Source organism: Burkholderia sp. SRS-25 (assembly GCF_004343765.1).
Lineage (GTDB): Bacteria > Pseudomonadota > Gammaproteobacteria > Burkholderiales > Burkholderiaceae > Burkholderia > Burkholderia contaminans.
This window is the reverse complement of the sequence record NZ_PTXM01000028.1, coordinates 38973-58884: the sequence shown is the minus strand read 5'-3', so window position 1 is coordinate 58884 and position 19912 is coordinate 38973. Positions and strand designations below refer to the sequence as shown.

12 protein-coding genes are annotated in these 19912 nt (G+C 64.3%); 5 read left to right on the top strand and 7 right to left on the bottom strand.

Translation table 11 applies throughout. The features are described from left to right. Positions 1-217: 217 nt before the first annotated feature. Positions 218-2041, top strand: a complete 1824-nt coding sequence (locus tag C5O79_RS32865; protein ID WP_122478816.1) for an acyl-CoA dehydrogenase — start codon at positions 218-220, stop codon at positions 2039-2041. Between the two features lie 53 nt (positions 2042-2094). Then, complete coding sequence (locus tag C5O79_RS32860) at positions 2095-3279, top strand: acetyl-CoA C-acyltransferase (RefSeq protein WP_047852834.1); 1185 nt, start codon at positions 2095-2097, stop codon at positions 3277-3279. 230 nt (positions 3280-3509) lie between these two features. On the opposite strand, the gene C5O79_RS32855 is transcribed toward C5O79_RS32860, so the two are convergent. From C5O79_RS32855 to C5O79_RS32835, 5 genes are all read right to left on the bottom strand, one after another. Further along, positions 3510-5132: an AMP-binding protein gene (locus C5O79_RS32855; protein WP_122478814.1), complete on the bottom strand. Its 1623-nt coding sequence runs from the start codon at positions 5130-5132 to the stop codon at positions 3510-3512. A gap of 490 nt (positions 5133-5622) precedes the next feature. Further along, complete coding sequence (locus C5O79_RS32850; protein WP_046546627.1) at positions 5623-6747, bottom strand: porin; 1125 nt, start codon at positions 6745-6747, stop codon at positions 5623-5625. Positions 6748-6901: 154 nt separating this feature from the next. Further along, a complete protein-coding gene (locus tag C5O79_RS32845) occupies positions 6902-10042 on the bottom strand; it encodes an efflux RND transporter permease subunit (protein ID WP_122478812.1) in 3141 nt (1046 codons plus the stop codon). Beyond that, positions 10039-11142 (bottom strand): efflux RND transporter periplasmic adaptor subunit, encoded by a 1104-nt coding sequence (locus tag C5O79_RS32840; protein ID WP_240687932.1) that lies wholly within the window; start codon positions 11140-11142, stop codon positions 10039-10041. The genes C5O79_RS32845 and C5O79_RS32840 overlap by 4 nt, the downstream gene beginning before the upstream one ends. A gap of 39 nt (positions 11143-11181) precedes the next feature. Beyond that, positions 11182-11760: a TetR/AcrR family transcriptional regulator gene (locus C5O79_RS32835; RefSeq protein ID WP_047852838.1), complete on the bottom strand. Its 579-nt coding sequence runs from the start codon at positions 11758-11760 to the stop codon at positions 11182-11184. Positions 11761-11841: 81 nt separating this feature from the next. Between C5O79_RS32835 and C5O79_RS32830 the strand changes: the two genes are divergently transcribed. Further along, the gene (locus tag C5O79_RS32830) at positions 11842-13242 is read left to right on the top strand and encodes a TolC family protein (RefSeq protein ID WP_081421300.1); all 1401 of its coding nucleotides are present in this window, start codon (positions 11842-11844) and stop codon (positions 13240-13242) included. Positions 13243-13342: 100 nt separating this feature from the next. Here C5O79_RS32830 and C5O79_RS32825 read toward each other — a convergent pair whose 3' ends face one another. Then, positions 13343-15790 carry an AsmA family protein gene (locus C5O79_RS32825; protein WP_122478807.1) on the bottom strand — a complete coding sequence of 816 codons (2448 nt, stop codon included), beginning with the start codon at positions 15788-15790 and terminating at the stop codon, positions 13343-13345. 256 nt (positions 15791-16046) lie between these two features. Between C5O79_RS32825 and C5O79_RS32820 the strand changes: the two genes are divergently transcribed. Next, positions 16047-17855: an alkaline phosphatase D family protein gene (locus tag C5O79_RS32820; protein ID WP_122478805.1), complete on the top strand. Its 1809-nt coding sequence runs from the start codon at positions 16047-16049 to the stop codon at positions 17853-17855. A 16-nt stretch (positions 17856-17871) separates the two neighbouring features. Here C5O79_RS32820 and C5O79_RS32815 read toward each other — a convergent pair whose 3' ends face one another. Continuing rightward, entirely contained in the window at positions 17872-18018 is a 147-nt protein-coding gene (locus C5O79_RS32815) for a DUF3096 domain-containing protein (RefSeq protein ID WP_076841491.1), read from the bottom strand. A gap of 945 nt (positions 18019-18963) precedes the next feature. On the opposite strand from C5O79_RS32815, the gene C5O79_RS32810 reads away from it, so the two are divergent. Next, positions 18964-19839 (top strand): phytanoyl-CoA dioxygenase family protein, encoded by an 876-nt coding sequence (locus C5O79_RS32810; RefSeq protein WP_122478803.1) that lies wholly within the window; start codon positions 18964-18966, stop codon positions 19837-19839. The last annotated feature ends 73 nt before the right edge of the window (positions 19840-19912 follow it).

The window sequence follows — 19912 nt, the reverse complement described above, 5'->3', positions numbered from 1 at the left end:
CACTGGAACCCCACGTGAATCGCTCCATGCATGTCGCCTCCGGATACGCGTAATCGATCACGCCGATGTCGTGGCGGAGTGGACAATGCCGATCACCACATGATGTCCTGCAGCGTTTCCCAGCCCGATCGTTTCGAAACAATAATTTCGCATTCCGGAATTTATTGAAGAAATTCCAAATCGTTCCGGGACACCCGACACTCACTCATTCGATTCCATGACTAGCGAACTCACCCTCTCCCGTCGCGACGTGGAGTTCATTCTTTTCGACTGGCTGCAGGTCGAATCGCTCACCCGTCGACAACGATTTGCCGGGCAAGACCGATTCGACTACACCTCCGTGCTGGATGTGTACGAATCGCTTGCCACGGATCTCTTCAAACCGCATAACAAGAAAAACGACAGCAACGAACCCGCATTCGACGGAGAACGCGTCACCATCAACCCGGAAGTGGGTGTCGCATTGCGTGCATTCTCGGCCGCCGGCCTGATCAGCGCGTCGTTCCCCACCGAGTGGAACGGCATGAGCCTGCCGAGCACCGTGGAGCGGGCCGGCATGGCGTATTTGCTGGCCGCCAATCCGGGAACCGCAGGATACGCCTTTCTCACGATCGCCAACGCCAATTTGCTGATGGCCCACGGCGAGCGCGACCGGGTCGAGCACTACGTCAAGGCCATGGCGGAGGGGCGATGCTTCGGCACGATGTGCCTGTCGGAGCCGCAAGCCGGGTCAAGTCTTGCGGATATCCGCACGCGCGCGGTTCCGAGCGGAGACGGCCGCTACCGCCTGTTCGGCAACAAGATGTGGATCTCCGGTGGCGATCACGAGATTTCCGAGAACATCGTCCACCTGGTATTGGCAAAGATTCCCGATGAAAACGGGCAACTTCCTCCGGGCGTTCAAGGGATATCGCTCTTCACCGTACCGCGCAAGCTGATCAACGCCGACGGGCTGCCTGGCGAGCGAAACGATGTCGTCCTCGCCGGCATCAATCACAAGATGGGGTACCGCGGCACGGTAAATTGCCTGCTGAACTTTGGCGAGGGTCGCTACCGTCCGGAAGGCGAAGCGGGCGCAATCGGGGAGATCGTCGGCGAACCCGGCAAAGGCCTGGCCTATATGTTCCACATGATGAACGAGGCGCGTATCTCGGTCGGCCTCGGCGCCGCCGCGATCGGCTATACCGGCTACCTTCACTCGCTGGAGTATGCGAAGACGCGCCTGCAGGGCCGGACACGCGGTGACCGGTCGCCCGCAGCGGGACAGGCCCCCATCATTCGTCATGCCGATGTCCGGCGCATGCTGCTCGCGCAAAAGGCATATGTGTCCGGTGCACTCGCGTTGTGCCTGTACGCGGCTCGACTGAGCGACGATATTCATTCGCAAGAAGACGCCGACGACCGGGAAGAGGCGCATGGTCTGCTTGACCTGCTCACCCCCGTCGTCAAGAGCTGGTCTTCCCAATGGGGCCTCGTCGCCAACGATCTCGCCATTCAGGTTCATGGCGGCTACGGTTACACGCGCGAATACAACGTCGAGCAGTTCTATCGCGACAATCGGCTCAACCCGATACACGAGGGCACATTCGGTATCCAGGCGCTCGACCTGCTGGGTCGAAAGACGCGTGCAAACGGCGGCGCCGCCATGAAAGCGCTCGACCGGAAAATCGCCGCGACGGTATTCAAGGCACGGTCGATCCGTCCGCTCCAGGACCATGCCGACGCGCTCGAATGCGCGTGGGAGCGCATCCGTATCGTCACCGCCGAGTTGCACCGGCTCGACGACCCGGAGGTCCAGCTGGCGAATGCGGCGGCCTACCTCGAAGCATTTGGCCATGTCGTCGTCGGCTGGCTTTGGCTCGATCAGGCGATCGTGGCCGACACGCTCGAGAGCGGCCCCGCCGGGAGCGACTTCCATCGCGGCAAGCTCGCCGCGTGCGACTACTTCTTCGGGTGGGAAATGCCCAAGGTGGCCGCGTGGCTGGCCGTGCTCGATCCGGTGGAAACCACCCCGCTGACAATGCCGGAGGATTGGTTCTGACCCGTGTGCGCGCCGCCATTTCGTTGCTTTCGTTTAATTCATGAGGATGTCATATGATTGATGCCGTCATCGTTTCCACCGCGCGCACGCCGATCGGCAAGGCCTATCGTGGTGCATTCAACCTCACGCACTCGCCCACCCTGCTCGGTCACGCAATCCGGCATGCCGTATTGCGCGCCGGCATCGAACCGGATCGCATCGAGGACGCTGTCATCGGTTCGGTACTCAACGCGGGAACCGCCGGCAACAATGTCGCCCGACAAGGTGTGCTGGCGGCCGGGCTACCTGCTTCAGTCGGTGCGCAAACGCTTGACCGGCAATGCGCGTCGGGCCTGATGGCGATCGCCACGGCCGCCAAACAGATCATGTGCGACGGGATGCAGGTCGTTGTCGCGGGCGGCCAGGAAAACATCTCGGCGGTACAGACACGCTACTTCGAGTGGACACGTGCCGACCAGGATCCCAACGTGCTGGCCGTGCAACCCGCCGCCTACATGCCGATGCTCGAGACCGCCGAGTTCGTTTCCCGCAAGTACGGGATCGCTCGCGACGTGCAGGATCAGTACGCGCTCGATTCCCAGCTTCGCACTGCCGCCGCTCAGAAGGAAGGCCGTTTCTCGGACGAAATCGTCCCGATCACGACACAGATGCTGGTCGTCGACAAAGCGACCGGCGAAACGTGGCGGAGGGAAGTCACGCTCACGCAGGATGAGGGCAATCGTCCCGGCACGACGCTCGAATCGCTTGCCGCGCTCGCACCGGTGGTCGACGGTGGCGTGGTGACCGCCGGGAACGCAAGCCAGCTTTCGGACGGCGCAAGCGCCTGCGTCCTGATGAACGGCAAGACGGCCGAACAGATCGGCGCAACGCCACTCGGCATCTATCGCGGCATGACCGTCGTCGGCAATGCGCCCGAGGAGATGGGCATCGGTCCCATCTACGCGATCCCCAAGCTCCTGAAGCTTCACGGCCTGACAGTCGACGACATCGGGCTTTGGGAGCTCAACGAGGCATTCGCCTGCCAGGTGCTGTACTGCCGCGACAAGCTGGGAATCGATCCGGCCCGATACAACGTCAACGGCGGCAGCATTTCGATCGGCCATCCGTACGGGATGACGGGCGCCCGTCTGGTCGGACACGCACTGATCGAAGGCAAACGACGCGGCGCGCGCTACGTCGTCGTATCGATGTGCGTGGGGGGCGGAATGGGTGCAGCCGGCTTGTTCGAAGTCGTCTGACAGAACGCGCCTTTACCTGCAGAACGAATGGGGCGGCAGCCCCGCTCATGCGGGGCTTGCAGACCTTTCCGGGGATGCTTTAGCGGACCTTGTCGCGCAAGCGCGCCTGATGCACCATCGCACCAGGCGCCGACGCGCGACCGTTTTTTTTCGTGATGCCGTTCGCGTGCCGGTTCGGAGACCGGTGATGCCGACCGCTCACTCTTCCGGCATCACCTCGGTCGATCACGTCAATTGCTCGATACCCGCAACTCGCGCCGCAGGATCTTCCCGACGTTGCTCTTTGGCAGGCTGTCGCGAAACTCGATGCTTTTCGGGCGCTTGTAACCGGTCAGCTGGCCTTTACAGAACGCCAGCAGGTCTTCGTACGTCAGCGCCGGATCTTTCCTGACCACGAACAGCTTGACGGCCTCTCCGGAATGCTCGTCGGGCACGCCGATCGCCGCGACCTCGTATACGCCGGGGTGGTTGGCGACGACCTCTTCGATCTCGTTCGGGTAGACGTTGAAACCGGACACGAGAATCATGTCCTTCTTGCGGTCGACGATTCGCACGAAGCCCGCTTCGGAGATCGACGCAATGTCACCCGATCTGAAGAAGCCGTCCGCGGTCATCACCTTCGCGGTCTCGTCCGGCCGCTGCCAGTAACCCGCCATCACCTGCGGACCACGAATGCACAGCTCTCCCGCTTCGCCGGGCGCCAATTCGTTACCGTCGTCGTCCCGGACCGACACTTCCGTGGAGGGCAACGGCAAGCCGATGGTGCCGTTGAACTCACTACCGGTCACGGGATTGACCGCGACGCAAGGTGATGTCTCGGACAGCCCGTATCCGTCGATGATCGGCGCGCCGGTCATCTCCTTCCAGCGCCTTGCGACGGCCTCTTGCGTGGCCATCCCGCCACCGCTGGCCACCAGCAGATTGGAGAAATCGAGGCGCGGAAATTCAGGATGATGGAGCATCGCGTTGAAGAGCGTGTTGACGCCCGGAAAGTTCGTGACCTTGTATCCGGCGAGCGACTTGATCATCCCCCCGATGTCCCGCGGATTCGGCACCAGTACGGAAAGCGCACCCATGTGAATCGTCAACAGACAGCAAACATTGAGCGCAAAGATGTGATAGAGCGGAAGTGCTGCCACCGTGATGAACTGCGTCACGTCAGGGCGCAAATCGCGAGCCGGTTTGAGCCAGACGTCCGACTGCAATACATTCGCGACGATGTTCCGATGCAACAGCGTCGCGCCTTTCGACACCCCGGTTGTCCCGCCCGTATATTGGAGAAAAGCGACATCGTCCGACGACTGGGAAACCGGTACGAATGTGCCCCGACGTCCCTCCTCGATCGCATCGTCAAATGCCGCATACGGGCTCGGCTTCTGTTCCGCGCCGGAAGCGTTGCCCTGCGCGGCAACCAGAACATGCTTCACCTGCGTGTGCGCAAGGATTGCATCCAGCGTTGCCGTACAGCCGTCGAGAATGACGATCGCCTCCGCGCCGCTGTCATTCAGCTGGTGTTGCAGCTCGCGGGGCGTATAGAGCGGGTTGACGTTGACGACAACGTAGCCGGCGCGCAACACCGCACAAATCGAGATCGGGTACTGCAGCACATTCGGCATCATGATGGCGACCCGCGCACCACGTTCGAGGCCGCGTGACTGCAGCCACGCGGCCAGTGCGCCAGACATCCTGTCGAGCTCACCATAGGTGATCTGCTTTCCATCGCACGCAAACGCCGGATTCGCGTGAAACCTGCTGAAGCTTCGTTCGATCAATGCACTGATGTTTCGATACTCGCCGGAATCAATCTCTGCCGGAACCCCCGGCGGATAGGCATCAAGCCAGATCTTCTCCATATCCAATCTCCTCTGTCCCGTTGAATAATTGCGCGACGCAAAATCCCTCTTCACGCGCGTGAACAAGCCGGGGCGCCTCGAACACGCGAGACTCATCCCTCGTCGCAACGATATGGTTGCATGGTCGATCGCCAGTCAGCGACGCCGCGGATCACGTTGTCGGCAGACAGTTGACGGGCGACTGCCACCATCCAGTTTGTTTCGCCTCCAACGCACCCTGCTTGGCAGGAAAATTCTTGCCCCCCGAGACGCGACTTCCGAGACAGGGGGCTACTCTCAAACTGGTCAAATGATATGGTCATTTGACCATACAGGGAAACTTGCGGCAACTTGGTAGTTGCACGAGGCTGCGACGCGGGACTTGTCGATGCCATGCTCGAACCGAAACACGGATCATCGGTGTTGAAGTTCGTCGATGTTGCTCGTGGCTTCCGTCAGAACGCATATCGTGTACGTTTATTCAACCCATGCAGGACGACCGCCGTGACGCTTAGAAGCGGTGACGCAGGCCAACCGTTGCCGCAGTCTGGCTGACCTTCGAGCTCGGGAACGCGTTGATGTCGCCGTTGTAGATCGACGAACCCAAACCGGTGCCCTTCGTACCACGCTGATACACCATCTGAGCGTAGACGTCCGTACGCTTCGACAGGAAGTAATCAGCTTGCACGCCGAACTGGTTCCAGTGCGTGCTGTTGCCGTTCTGCTTCGCGTTCGTGTACGTATAGGCAGCGCCCAAGCCGAGAGCCGGCGTCAGGTTGTACTTCGCGTTGACTTCGTAGTTGTCCGCACGCAGCGTACCCAGGCCGTTCGTCTGGTTGTCGAGGCGCGATTGCGTCCATGCCGCGCCAACCAGTGCCGGGCCAAATGCATACGTTGCCGCGATGCCATACGTGCGGCTGCGGCCCTGAATGCCGAATGCATTGCCGTTCGTATCGATGGTCGGGTTCACCGCGCCCGACGTGGACAGGCCAGCGTTGTTAGCTTGCGAGTACGCCGCACCCAGCTTCAGGCCTTCAAACTGGTACGACACGCCAGCGCTGTACGCACGGTTATTCGCAAAGTTCGTGCTGTTCGAGAACGAGTACGTGCCGCCGAATTGCAGGCCGGCATAGTTCACGCTCGTGTACTTGATCGTGTTGTTCAGCGCGACGTCGCCGTTCGTGCTCAGGCGGTCATTGTTCAGCGGGTGCGCGAAGTACGTGCCGCCCCACGAGCCCGTTGCCGTCAGCGGCGCCAGGTAGTCTTGCGTCGCGTCGTATTGCTTACCCAGCGTGACCGTGCCGTACTGGCTCGACAGGCCGACGAATGCCTGGCGGTTGAACATGCCGCCGTTGCCGTTCGCAAACTTGCCGTTACCGAGGTTGAAACCGCTTTCCAGCGTGAAGATTGCCTTCAGGCCACCGCCGAGATCTTCCGAGCCACGCAGGCCGAAACGGCTCTGGTCAATGCCCGATCCCATCGAAAAGCGCGACTTGCCTTGGCCCGATGCGTTCTGGACGTTGCTTTGATACGTGATGCCTGCGTCCAGCACGCCATACAGCGAAACACTGCTTTGCGCGTATGCGACGGTAGTGAACGATGCTGCAACTGCTGCAGCGATCAGAGTCTTGTTCATTCGTGATGCTCCATTCAAAAAAGAGGCAGGTCTCGCGACCTCGTTCATAAACGGCCGGCAACCGCCAGCCACCGGGAGGACCTTGTGCTGTTGGCCACACCCGGGTTTCCAAAGCGCCCGCATTGACGGGCGCCAAATGGCCAGGCCACCCGTGTCAGCATTTCCCGGGCGCATCGACGGCGCCGGAACCGAAGAGCTTCCGGCTCCAGCCGGACAGCCTGTCGCTGAACAGCAGTTCGTACAGCACAGGCACCATGCCGAGCGTGATCAGCGTCCCGAGCAGCAGCCCGCCCATGATGGTGACGGCCATGCCGGTCCACAGCGTGCCGGCGAACAGCAGCAGCGGAATCAGGCCGGCGATGCAGGTCAGCTTGGTCATCACGATCGGCCGCAGGCGCGCCACGGCCGCCGCGACGACCGCTTCGCGGCGCGATTTGCCGGCCGCCAACTCGACCTCGATACGCTCCAGCAGCAGCACCGCGTTGTTGACGATGATCCCGGCCAGCGACAGCAGGCCGAAGTTCGCCATGAAGCCCAACGGTTCGCGGGCGATGATCAGCGCGGGCCCGACGCCGATCATCGCGAACGGAATGATCCCGACGATCAGCAACAGCTTGCGGAACGAGCCGAACTGCCAGATGAACAGCACCAGCATCGCGACCACCGCGTGCGGCAGATACTCGCCGAGCGCCACGTTGGCCTCGGCGGACTCCTCGATTTCGGCGCCCAGCTCGATCCGGTACCCCGGCGGCAACGCGATCCGGCCGATGGCCGGCGCGAGCTGATCGACCGCCTGCTGCGCGGTGCCGTGGGTATTGCGGCCCTTCACGGTCAGCGTGCGCATCAGGTCGCGGCGTAGAATCGTCGACGGCTCGGTATTCAACGTGACCGTCGCAACCGCGGACAGCGGAACCGGCGCGCCGCCCGCAGCCGGATGGATCAGCGTATTGGCGAGATCTTCCGGCCGAGTGCGCTCGGCTTCCGCACCGCGCACGACCAGCGGTACCAGCGTATCGCCGTCTCGCAACACCGAGACGTTGACGCCGGTGTACCGCGTGGCCAGCGCCGTCGAGATGTCCTCGCTGCTGACGCCCAGGCGCCGTGCCTTGTTCTGGTCGATTTCGACATCGACACGCGGCACGCGCGGCCCCCAGTCGTCGTGGATCTGCACGATGCCCGGCTGGGTATGCAACGCGGCCTGGATCTTGCGGCCGATCTCGCGCAGCACGGCTTCGTCGGGACCGGACACGCGATAAGCCACCGTGCCGGCGTCGTGGGCGCTACGCGAGAAGCGTTTCGCATCGGTTCGCACCTCGGGATGGTGTTGCGTCATCCACGCCTGGGTTCGTGCGATCACGGCGTCGAGATCCTGCGGCTTCGCGACGCTGACCGTGACATAGCCGATATGCGACGCAGGCAGCGGCGGATTGAGCACCAGGACGACACGCGGGCCGCCGTCGGCGACATAGCCGATGCTGGTCGTCACCTCGGGATTGAGCTTGCGATCGTCGAGCCAACGGCTCAGGTCGCGGACCACGTCGCGCGTGAGCCGTGCATCGCTCCCGGGCTGCAGCTCGAGTTCGACCTGGAACTGCGGCCGGTCGGAAGCCGGCAGGAACCCTGCCGGACGCGTGGCCAGGATCGCGAGCGCGCCGACCAGCAAGGCAGTCATCACGACCAGGAACCACCCCTTGTGGTCGAGGACGCGACGAATCAGGCGGGCATAGGCACCGTAGAAACGGCTTTGCTTGACCGTCGCGTCGGCATCGTGCTCGTGCGCATGGCCTTCGCCGTGATGGCCGGATTTCAGGAAGAAATAGCAAAGCAGCGGTGTCACCGTCAGACAGAGCAGCCACGACCCGAGCAGCGACAGCGTGAGCACGACCACGAGCGGACGCAGGTATTCGTTGGTGGCGGTGTCGCCGAAGAAGAACGGCGAGAACGCGAAGATGATGACCAGCGATGACGTCAGCAGCGGGATCGCGAGCGTACGGCCTGCTTCGATGCACGCGTGACGGCGCTCCTCGCCTGCGGCGAGGCGGCGCTCGACGTCCTCCGCGATCACGATGCCGTTGTCGACCAGCAAGCCCAGCGCGATGATGATCGCGGCCATCGACACGATGTGCAGTTCGATGCCCAGCGAGCGCATCACGAGCAGCGTGGCAAGGATGGTCAGTGGCACGATGCCGCCCACCACGACGCCGGCGCGCCAGCCGAGGAACAGCACGACGACGATCATCACGATCACGATCGTCTCGATCATCACCTGGTTCATGCGGCCCATTTCCCGCTCGACCACGTCCGCCTGGAAGGTCACGTAGTCGAGCGAAAAACCGGCGGGCAACTGCTGCTTCAATTCGTCCAGACGCGCGCGCAGCGCCTGGCCGACCGCCTTCACGTTCTGGCCTTTGCGCATCGAGACGCCGAGGACGACCGCGTCTTCGCCGCGGTAGATCGCCGCGGACTCGGGCGGGTCGACGGGCCGGACCTGCACCCGGGCGATGTCGCCCAGGCGCACGGTGCCCGGCGTCGCCTCCGCGCGCGCGCCGGCCGGCGGCACGGTGAGCGTGAAATCCTGCAGCGCCTGCAGCGAGCGGATTTCGCCGGAGCTGACGACCGCGCTGTTCAGGCCCGACACCACGAGCCGGCCGCCGGACTGCACGACGTTCTGCTTCTGCAGCTGTTGCATGACCGACGCGGTGGACAAATGCAGCCCCGCCATTCTGGCGCGGTCGAATTCGATATAGACGCGCTCCTCCTGCAGGCCATGAAAGCTGACGCCCTGCACGCCGGGCACGCGATACAGCCCTTCGCGCAACAGCTTCAGCGGTTCCCGCATCTCGCTCATCGAAAACCCAGGCGCGGTCACCGCGATGGACGCGATCGCCACGCGACCGAAGTCGTCGTCGATCTGGGCAGGCAGCGTGCCGGCCGGGAACAGCGGCGCCACTTCCTCGACCTTGGCGCGCATGCGCTGGAATACCGGCATCAGTGCATGCACGTCCTCACGCAACGAAACCTGGAGGATCACGCTGCCGTCACGCACGGTGCTCGTGACGTGCTTCAGTTCGTTCAATTGACGCAGGCGCTCTTCCAGCGGCCGGGCGACGAGCTGCTCCATCCGCTCGGCCGGCATGCCGGGGTTCGCGACGAACACCAGCGCGTCACGAACGGTCGTGGAAGGCTCCTCCTGGGACGGGAACGTGAGGAAGGTGAACGCGCCGGTCACGAGAATCAGCAGCGCGACAAAGAAGGTAAGCCGGCTGGAATTGAGTGCGGCCTGGGTCAGCTTCACGAGCGCGCTCCCTGCAGAATGGTCTGCGCCCGATACGTGACGACGGACTGGCCCTCGTTCAGGACGGCCGTCCCCGCGACCACCACCTGCTCGCCGGCACGCAGGCCTTGCGTCACGGCGACGCGCCCGCCCGGAAGCATGTGCCCGTCCGTGCGGATCGCGCGACGCTTCAGCGTATGGCTGGCGCCGTCGATGACGAAGACGCTGCCCCGGCCGGCTTCCGTGCCGGCCATGACGGCCGTCGCCGGCAGCGTGATGTCATGCGCGTCGCCGCGCGGCAGCGCGACGGACAGCACGCCGCCACTGCGCAGCCCGGAAGGGGTGCCCTGGACCCGGAAAATGGCTTGCACCAGCGAGCCGTTGTCGCTCCGGCCGGACAGCCGCTCCATGGTCAGCGTCACGCGATCCGTGCCGTTGACCGCTTGGGCTTCGGCGCCGGGCGACAGCGTCGCGGCGATCGTGTCCGGCAGCATCACGACGGCTTCGAGCGCGCGGCCGGCCTCCATCTGCAGCACGCTCTGGCCTGCGGCGACATCCACGAACGGCTGGACCTGACGGGCCACGATTTCGCCGTCGAACGGGGCCGTGATGCGCGTGAACGCGAGGTCGCGCCGGGCATTCGCCACCGCGGCCTCCGCGACACCCAGCTGGCTCGCGGCCTGCTGATGCGACGCCTGTGCGGCCTGCAACGCGGGCGCGGAAATGATTCCGTCGCGTGCGAGTTCCTCCTGCTGACGCAGGTGGGTGCGACGCTCGGCCAGAGTCGCGGCGGCGGCGGCACGATCGGCCGTTGCCTTGTCGAGCCGCCAGCGTGCCGGCGACTCGTCCAGGCGTGCGAGCACCTGCCCGGCCCGGACGCGATCGCCCACGTCGGCCAGCATCGCAACGACGCGGCCCGACGACTCGAAGCCGAGGTCGGTGCGCTGGCGCGCGCGAAGCGTCGCGACGAAGGTGTCGGCATGCGCCTGGCCGGCGCCGCCGGCCACTTCGACCTTGACAGGCCGTGGTACGTCGGCAACCGGCGCGGCGGATGGGTGACATGCCGACAGCAGCGTTGCCGAGACGAGCGCGCAGAGTACCAGCCTGCCCGCTTGAGGCATGGAACGGGAATGCATCGTAAAACCTTTGAATGAGGGAGCTCAGGGAAGCTTGCGAATCGCGCTTTCCAGCGTGTCGCGCAACACTTGGCGCTGCTCTGGCGTGAACCGGTGCAGATTGAGCACTTCGAGCAGGGCGATGCCGTCGAGGGCGACGACAAGCGCAAGCACCTGCCCCGCATCGGGGCCGCTTTGCGCAACCCGTGCATAGCTGCGCGAGTAGAAATCCCGCACGGGACCGGCCAGATGCGGATACAACGACGTGGCGGCCAGCAGGTTGGCCAGCAGCAGGCGGCGGTCTTCCGGCATGTCGAAGGTCAGCTTCGACAGCTCGGCCATCGACGACTTCAACGGCTTCGCGGAATCGTCCACCTCTAGCGCCTCCTGCGCCCGCAGGTCCAGCATGTCCAGTTCGCCGACCACCCGCTCGATCAGCGCAGCCAGCAAGTCGTCGCGCGTTTTGAAATGGTAGACAAGGCCCGCTTTCGTGACCTTCGCGGCAGCGGCCACGGCTTCAATAGTCAGGTTCTGGATACCCTGGCTGGCTACGAGCTCGGCCGCGGCATCGAGAAGACGGTCGCGTGAACTGCTGCGGCCGGCTCGCCGCTCGGAAGTCGACATGGTGCATCTCCTTGGGATTGAAACTAAACTGTACGTATAGTATAGTTTCACAAACCTCATGTCAAGACTCAAGGTAAATCCATGACGACCGTTGTTTCCCGCCCGGCTCCCGCACAGCGAGCGCTGACCTGTCTTGCACTTGTCGCGACACTCGCATTCGGCGGCTGTGCGGTCGCCCCGCCCAGCCAAGTTGCCACGACGCCCGCCGTTGCTGCGCCCTCGCAATGGGCCGAGACATCGCCCGGGCACCAGGGCACCGTCGGCGACGCGTGGTGGCGTGATTTTGGCGATCCGGTGCTCGATCGACTGGTGGACAGCGCGCTCGATGCCAATCGTGACCTGAAGGTCGCCGCGGCGCGCCTCGCACAGGCGCGCGCGCTCGGCGACAGCGCCGAGGCGGAGCGCCGCCCGCGGCTGGATGCGATGGCGCGCGGCGAGCGCGGGCGCGAAAACAGCGTCGATCCGCGTGCGGAGCGCAGCGGCGTCGGCTTGCGTGCCGCGTGGGAAGTCGATCTGTTCGGGCGCGGTGCGTTGCTGGTGGATGCCGCACGGTCCGACAGCGCCGTCGCTCGCGAGGCGCTCCGCGCAGCCCGCATTGCGCTGGCCGCGGACGTCAGTACCGCCTACTTCGAATTGCGCACGCTGGAGCGGCGCTCAGCGCTCAAGCGCGAGGCGCTCGAGGTTGCGCAAAGGCAGGCGGTCGTGGCGGCGCGCAAATTCGCCGCGGGCCAGGTGACGGCGCTGGATGTCGAACGCTGGCGTGCCGAACTGGCGCAGGAACAGGCGTCGCTTGCTCTGCTCGACGGCGAACACCGGGTGCGCTTGCATCAACTCGCGCTGCTCGTCGGCAGCTCCCAGGCGCCCGAGCTCGGCGCGCAAGCCGTGCCGGCCGCACTGCCCGCGCCGCCCGCGACGGTGCTGCCCGCCACGCTGCTCGAGCGCAGGCCCGACGTGCAGCGTCAGGCGCGTGCACTCGACGCCGCGCTCGCCCGTGCCGGCGCCGCCCGGAAAGAGGTCTATCCGCGGCTCCAGATCGAGTGGGCAGGGACGAAGGAAAGGCTGGCCGCGATCGGCGATGGCGCCGCGCCTCGCGTGGCGGTCGGCTATGGCGTGTCGGTGACGCTGCCCATCCTCGACGGTGGCCGGATTCGCGCCAACGTCGCGGTGCACGATGCCCGCGCGCAGGAAGCGATGGCCGAATACGAAAAGGCCATGCTGGCGGCGCTCGTCGACGTCGAGACGAGCCTCGCCCGATGGTCGGCATCGGATCGTTCGATGCAGGAGTGGCAACGCGCCGAGGCGGCCGGCAAGGTGGCCGCACGCAATGCGGCCAGACTGTATGACGCAGGCCAGGCCGACATGAGCGATGTACTCGCCGCGCGCCACGCGCACCTGCGGTCCCGCGACGCGCTGGAAACGGCAATCGGCGCGCAATGGGAAGCCGCGGTCGGCCTGCGCCGCACCTTTGCCGGGGCCGTCTAGGCGGCCTGGCCGACGCGTCCGCGACGCTTGCGTACGGGCGACGCGTGGTGGCTGCACCAGCGTCGGCGCGAAGCGTCCGCGTTGCTACCGCACACCTCACTCACTTCCCATGCCGGGGTTCGCCACCCGCCGGCGCGGACGCTGAAGAAGCCGCCGACGGCACGTTCAGGTATGCCGGCGCCGCCTTCGTCTTCTGCCGGACGCCCGGCGGCGGCGCGATCGGGCGCCGCTCCATGTCGGCCAGCATCTGCCCGCACGGCAACGGGCGGCTGCGGCCCGGCTGCAGCAACGCGAGCAGACTGGCGAGCGGATTCAGCAAGCCCAGCCCGACCGCGGCACCGCCCCGCGCGATCAATGCGCCCGCCTTCACCCCGACGTGCGGTTGCTTGAAGGATCCGGTGACGTACAGCGGCGAGCGTAGCGATATCACCCGGAATCCCTTGGTGTGGGGATGGATCGTCAGGTTCATGGTCTCGTCCCGCAGGTTCACGTTGCCGTCCATTGCGATCACCGCATCCTCGGTGTCGAGCGCGAATACGCGCGAGTCGAGCACGCCGTTGGTGGCCACGAAGTCGGCCGCGCCGCAGTTGATCTTGACGTCGCGTGTGCCGAACAGTTTTTCGTACACCACGTTGGCGACGTTCAGCCCCGCGGCTTCCATCAGCAAGAGGCTCACCGTCCCGTCGGTCACCAACGTCTTCACCTCTCCGTTGGACGTCGCGGCGAGCGCCGCCGGCGAATTGCCGGTGGCCGACAACGCGGCATCGCCGTTGACTTCGCCGAGCGCCGTTTGCATCACCGGGAAGGTCGGGAACAGTTGCTTGAGTTTCAGATGGCGTGCCTGCAACGAGAACCGCCCTTTGAGCGGTACGCCACTGCCGTCCAGGTGGATGTTCGAAGCAAGCGTACCGCCCGCGACGCCGAAGTTCAGCGGGTTGAGCGTCAACACACCGTCCTGCATCACGATGTGGGTCGACAGGTCGGTGATCGGCAGGCTCGCGGTCTTGACGATGCGCCGGCCGGTCAATCGAACGTCCGCGTCGATCTTCTTCCAGCGTTCCGTGCGAAATGTCTCGACCGGCAACGCCTTGTTCGCGGGCTGTGCGACCGCGGCGCCCCGCCGCGCCTTGCTGGCATTCGTGTCGGCGCCGATGAGCGGCGCAAGGTCGGAGAACTGCAGCAGCTTCGACTCCAGCGTACCGGACAACAACGGCCTCGGTTCGCGCGAGACGTACACCAGCGTGCCGCCGAGATCGCTGCCGCCGACGCGTCCCGTGAAGTTCTCGTACTTGAAAACGTTGCCTGACGCCCGGAACTGGCCGACCAGCCGGCCGTCGGTCGCATAAGGTGAAGTTTCGGGCAGCGTGATGCCCGTGACGTCATACAGCTTGGCCATGCTCGTGCCCGCAAGCCACAGCCGGAGATCGACCGCGGCCAGGTGTGACGGGTCCGTCAGCGTGCCGACCAGCGCCAGGTGCGTATCGCCAAAGTGCAAATCGGCCTGAACCGGAAACGGGCGTTGCGCGCCCTGCAGGTCCAGCAGGTTGCCGAGCTTGCCTGTGCCGGCGACCTTGCCCTTCTTGTAGATCCCCTTGACGGTCCAGCCAATCGCGTAAGTGCCGACACCGGTGGATGCCGCGGGCGCCGCACCCGCCGATGCATGCGATGCCGCCGAGGCCGCCGCGCCCGGTGCGGCAGTCGAAGGGGCGTTCGAACGCGCCGCCGGGCCTGATGCAGCCGGGGCGATCGCGGTGCCGGATGTCGTCGCTGCAGCATGCGAAGCAGCGGCCAACGCTTGCGACGCCGCGGCCGATGCGCGTGACGCCGCTTCAACCCCTGATGCAGGAACCGCCGGCTGCGCCGAACCCGCGTGCGCCTGGGCGGCAAGCTTCTTTTGACCTGCCGGCCCGACGGCCCGTGCCGATTCGTGGTGCGCCAACGCCTCCTGCTGTTTCATCACCGCGCCGAACGGGATCGGCTGGCCAAGCGTGTTGATCACCGCGCTCAGATCGAATTGCTTCTGCTGGTCGTAGTAGCCGAGATTGCCTTGGGCAAACGCGATCTGATGCAGGTCGAGCGTCCATCGGCCCGACTGAGCGGGCTGCTTGAACTTGAACGTCCAGTTGGCTCGCCCGTCCTTCAGGCGTTCGAGGTCGACGGACGGATTGACCAGATCGATTGCCGGGATCACGATGCGGCGCGCCATCAGCGGCAGCGCCTCGACCTCGAAACTGATCGCGTCCAGCGTGACGAAATACTTCGTGCGCGCCCAATCGGGGTTGGAGATCGTGACATTGCGCGCGATGAATCGCGGCCACGGCACCCATGCGCGCCAGCCCTGCTCGCTCGTGGGCCGACGCCATCCGACGTGCAGATCGCCGTTGATGGCGAACTGCCGTCCGATCGCGTCCGACACCTTGTCATCGATCCAGGGCCGGGCTCGATTCCAGTCGAACGTCACGATGACGATGACCAGCGCGGCAAGCGCCAGCGCGACGCTCACGGCAAGCCACGCGGCCGCCTTGCCGACGGTGTGGCCGTTGTGCATTGCTCACTCCCCGAGTTTGCTGCCCGGTATCCAGCAATGCGCGTTCCTGAACACGGAGGCCTTCCGCCAGACGGCGTGCGGGAATTCGAAATGGGGTTCGCACGACTTTCCAGCCTTCGATCTTCGCAGTAACGTTCCGGATCGACTGCTCCGCCTGCCGCGCGTTGCGGGAGGCAGTGGCATGCTTGTCGGGCGCGAGAAGCGGACGCCTGCTGCAGCGCAGCCCGTCTCCACGGGATGTCGATCGGGAGGACCAATGGATCGTCGCCATTTCCTCAAGTCGTCGGCTTTTTTTACCATTGCGGCTGCCACCGTCGCCGCCGCGCACGACGTTTCACCGGCGGCCCCGCCGGGCAGCCCCGTGCGCAAGACCCTCCATCGATTCCCGCAAGGCGTCGCAAGCGGCGATCCGCGCGATCACTCCATCGTGTTCTGGACGCGATGCGTTCCGGTATCAGGCGACGTGCAGCACGATGCAAAAGGTGCCGCGCGCGCGGTATCGCTACGACTCGAAGTATCGACGCTGCCGGATTTCTCCACGCTCGTCGCCCGCGTCCCGTTGCGGGCGCTGGCCACCTACGACTTCACCGTGCGCGCGAAGGTGACGGCCTTCTCGCCGAAGACCACCTACCACTACAGGTTCGTCGCCGGCGACGACGTCAGCATGACGGGTGTCGCGCGCACGGCGCCGGCGGCAAACGAGGCCAACGATCAGGTTCGCTTCGCGTGGCTCACCTGCCAGGACTGGAGCGTCAACCACTGGCAAGCGATGACGCTGCTGGCCGACGAACGCGACCTCGATTTCGTCGTGCACGTGGGCGACTACATCTATGAAACGGTGGGGACCGCGCCCCCCGGCCGTGCCGAGCCGGCGCATCCTCCGCTGCACCTGCCCGGCGGCAAGCTGCTCGCGGACGGCCGCGCGTATGCCGATACGCTCGACGACTACCGGACGCTCTATCGCACCTATCGGACCGATCCGCGCCTGCAGACGCTGCACCAGCGCCTGCCGATGATTGCGATCTGGGACGACCACGAATTTTCCGACGACTGCTGGCAGGATCATCAGGTCTACACCAACGAGGAGCGGCAGGAAACCCTGCGGCGCCGCAGCGCCAGTCGCGCGTGGGCGGAATACATGCCGGTGGATTGGGACGATGTGCGCTTCGAGCCGGACGATCGGTCGTACACGAACATTCGCATCTACCGCGATTTTCGCTTCGGCATGCTGATGCACCTGGTGATGACCGACGAGCGGCTGTATCGCGACGACCACGTCGTGAGCGAAGCCGCTGTCGCACGCGCGCACGGTCATGACCCGGTGCATGGCGACGATGCAGCCGGTTCGCGCTACTTCGTCAAGCAGGACGCGCTGCAACGTGACGAGGCGCGCGAAACGCGGCAGCTCGGCCGCCCGCCGTCGATGCTCGGCCCCGAACAGACCCGATGGTGGAAAACCTTGATGAAGGGCTCGACGGCAACCTGGAAGGTGTGGGGCAACGAAGTGATGTTGAACCGTCTGTGGTTCCTGATGCCGGGCGCCCCCGGCACGCCGGCGGCCCGCCTCGTGGTGGATTGCGATGCATGGGACGGCTATCCCGCGCACAAGCACGAACTGCTCGCTTACTTGAGAGAGCACGGGATCCATAACGTCGTCGCGATCACCGGAGACCTGCATGCCTTTCAGGGCGGTGTGGTGCGGGACGATCCCGATCCCGCGACGGGGGTGCCGGTCATCGTCGATTTCGTCTGCGCCGGCATCAGCAGCCTGTCCTTCCATGCCTATCTGAAAGCCGCATGGAACGGTACACCGCTCGCGTCGATCGCGGCGACCCCAGCCAGACTCGACCGGTTCCTGATGGCGAACAACCCCGATCTGTGCCACGCCGACCACGACGCGCAGGGTTATGCATCGGCCACCGTCACACCGGAATACTTTTCCGTCACGTTCAACAAGGTGAAACCGTTGAACCCGGACGGCACCGCTCCCGCGGATGCACTGCTTGGCCGCACGCGATTGACGGTGCCCCGGGACTCAGTCGAGGTACGCGTCGAACCCATCTAGATTCCGACGCGGCGCATCAGTGGAAATGCCCGCCGAAAAGCCCGAGCAATCCTATGACGATCAAGTAGATTGCGACGATGTAGTTCAGCAGGCGCGGTACCACCAGAATGAGAATCCCGGCAATCAACGAGACCAGTGGGCTCCAGTTCGTGAATGTGTGCATGGCGTTGCCCTCCTGACAATAGATCGCGAAATCGCTGGGTGAAGCGCCTCTCGTGAAACACCAGAAGCGCTGCCGCTCGAATGTGCGTTTGGCGCCCATCGACATCCGCGGACCGGAGCGATTTCCGTGCCCGGCTCAACGCGCGAGCCGCTTTGAAAATACCGGCATGCCTTCGAGCAATGGCGTTCGCGCATCTCACGGCGTTTCGTCGTGCAGAAGCCGGAACGCGCCGCGGAGTCGGGACAGAATTGACAAGCGCTTGAAAAATCGTCTGCGGATCGTGCGCCGGTCGCGGTGCAGCTGCGCCGCCTTGTGATCGCGATCGCCCCCTATGTGGGCGCTTCCGAGGAGCGAGCAGCTTTCGTGCCCGACCGCCCAGCGCGCGCCACACCTATTTTGCAGAGGATATCAAAGCAATACCGTGATCCGTCTCCGGGCATTTCTGCTCAAAGCCGTACAGATCGTCCTTGCCGGCGTGGCCATTTGATCCTGAGTCACCTCGCGCCCCACCTCGCCGCGCGTGACCAGCACTTCCGCATCCACGCCGGAACGACCGCTCTTTTCTTATTAGCTACACCATCCGAAAGCGACGGGTTAACCATGATCGACCGTCAAAAAACGCCATGTTAACTTTCTCGATCATACGACTTGGTCACTTGACCTTATTTGTCACGAATACAGCAGTTCACCGTAAACCTCGGTGAATGGCTCCATGTCTGTCGCCTCTGGCTCTGGATACAGGTACCGGACCATCCGGCGGTCGCGACAACGTCGGGAACAACGTGCGCGTTCCGTCAACTGTCGTGAAAGGAACGTATGGCAGAAGGCAAAGGTATACGCGGTCACATGACTCAGTCAAATATTTGATTTGATGTCTGGATCACCACTCGAATCAGAACGTAACGCCGCATCTGATTTACCCGTCCAAGCAACTTTGAGGCAAACATGAACGCAACTATTCAGAATATTCAGGACGCGCTCCCCATCGTCTCCAAGCAGACCAGCGCACAAGAGATCGTATCGCTCATGGATCAATATGGTGGAGTCCGGATCAAGAACTATCTGACCCAGGAGCAGGTCGCAAACATCAACCGCGAGGTCGATGCGCCGCTCGAGCGGCTTCGCGAGGGGTCGTCGCACGACAACGAACTGATCAAGGAATTCCACGGCACCTATACGAAGCGCCTGACGAACATGGTCACGCACAGCAAGACTTTCGGAGACGTGCTGGACGACGACCTCTTTCATGAACTCGGCGAGGTGCTGTACCGCGAAGAGTCCGGCGACTGGTGGCTTTCGACCGCGCAGGTCATCGACATCGGCCCGGGCAACACGGCACAGATGCTGCATCGCGACGTCGGCAATTTTCCGCCCCTGTGCGCGCTCGGCGTCAACGGGCCTACGGTATTCACCAACCTCATGATTGCGCTGACGCGCTTCACCGAGGAAAACGGTGCCACCCGGATCATTCCGCGGAGCCAGAACTGGGACGAGGATTACTTCGACAGCAAGGGCACGCCCGACATGACCATTGCCGCCGAAATGGATGCCGGCGACGCATTGCTGTTCAGCGGAAAGGTGATCCACGGTGGCGGCGCGAACGTGACGAAGAACGAGCGCCGACGCGGGCTCACGATTCCGATGCAACCGTCCTACCTGACTCCGGAGGAAGCGTATCCGTTCATCGTCGAGATGGACACCGTGCGACGCCTGTCGAAACGCGTTCAGCGAATCATCGGCTTCCGCTCGCAATATCCCGCCGGCACGCCGGGCCTTTGGCAAGTCGACTACGACGATATCGCGACGCATCTCGGCCTCTGAGCCACGAACAGGCGCCTGCTTGGGTCCGGGAGGGGCGGCCCCCTCCCCGGATGCCGTCATGCACATGCGCGGG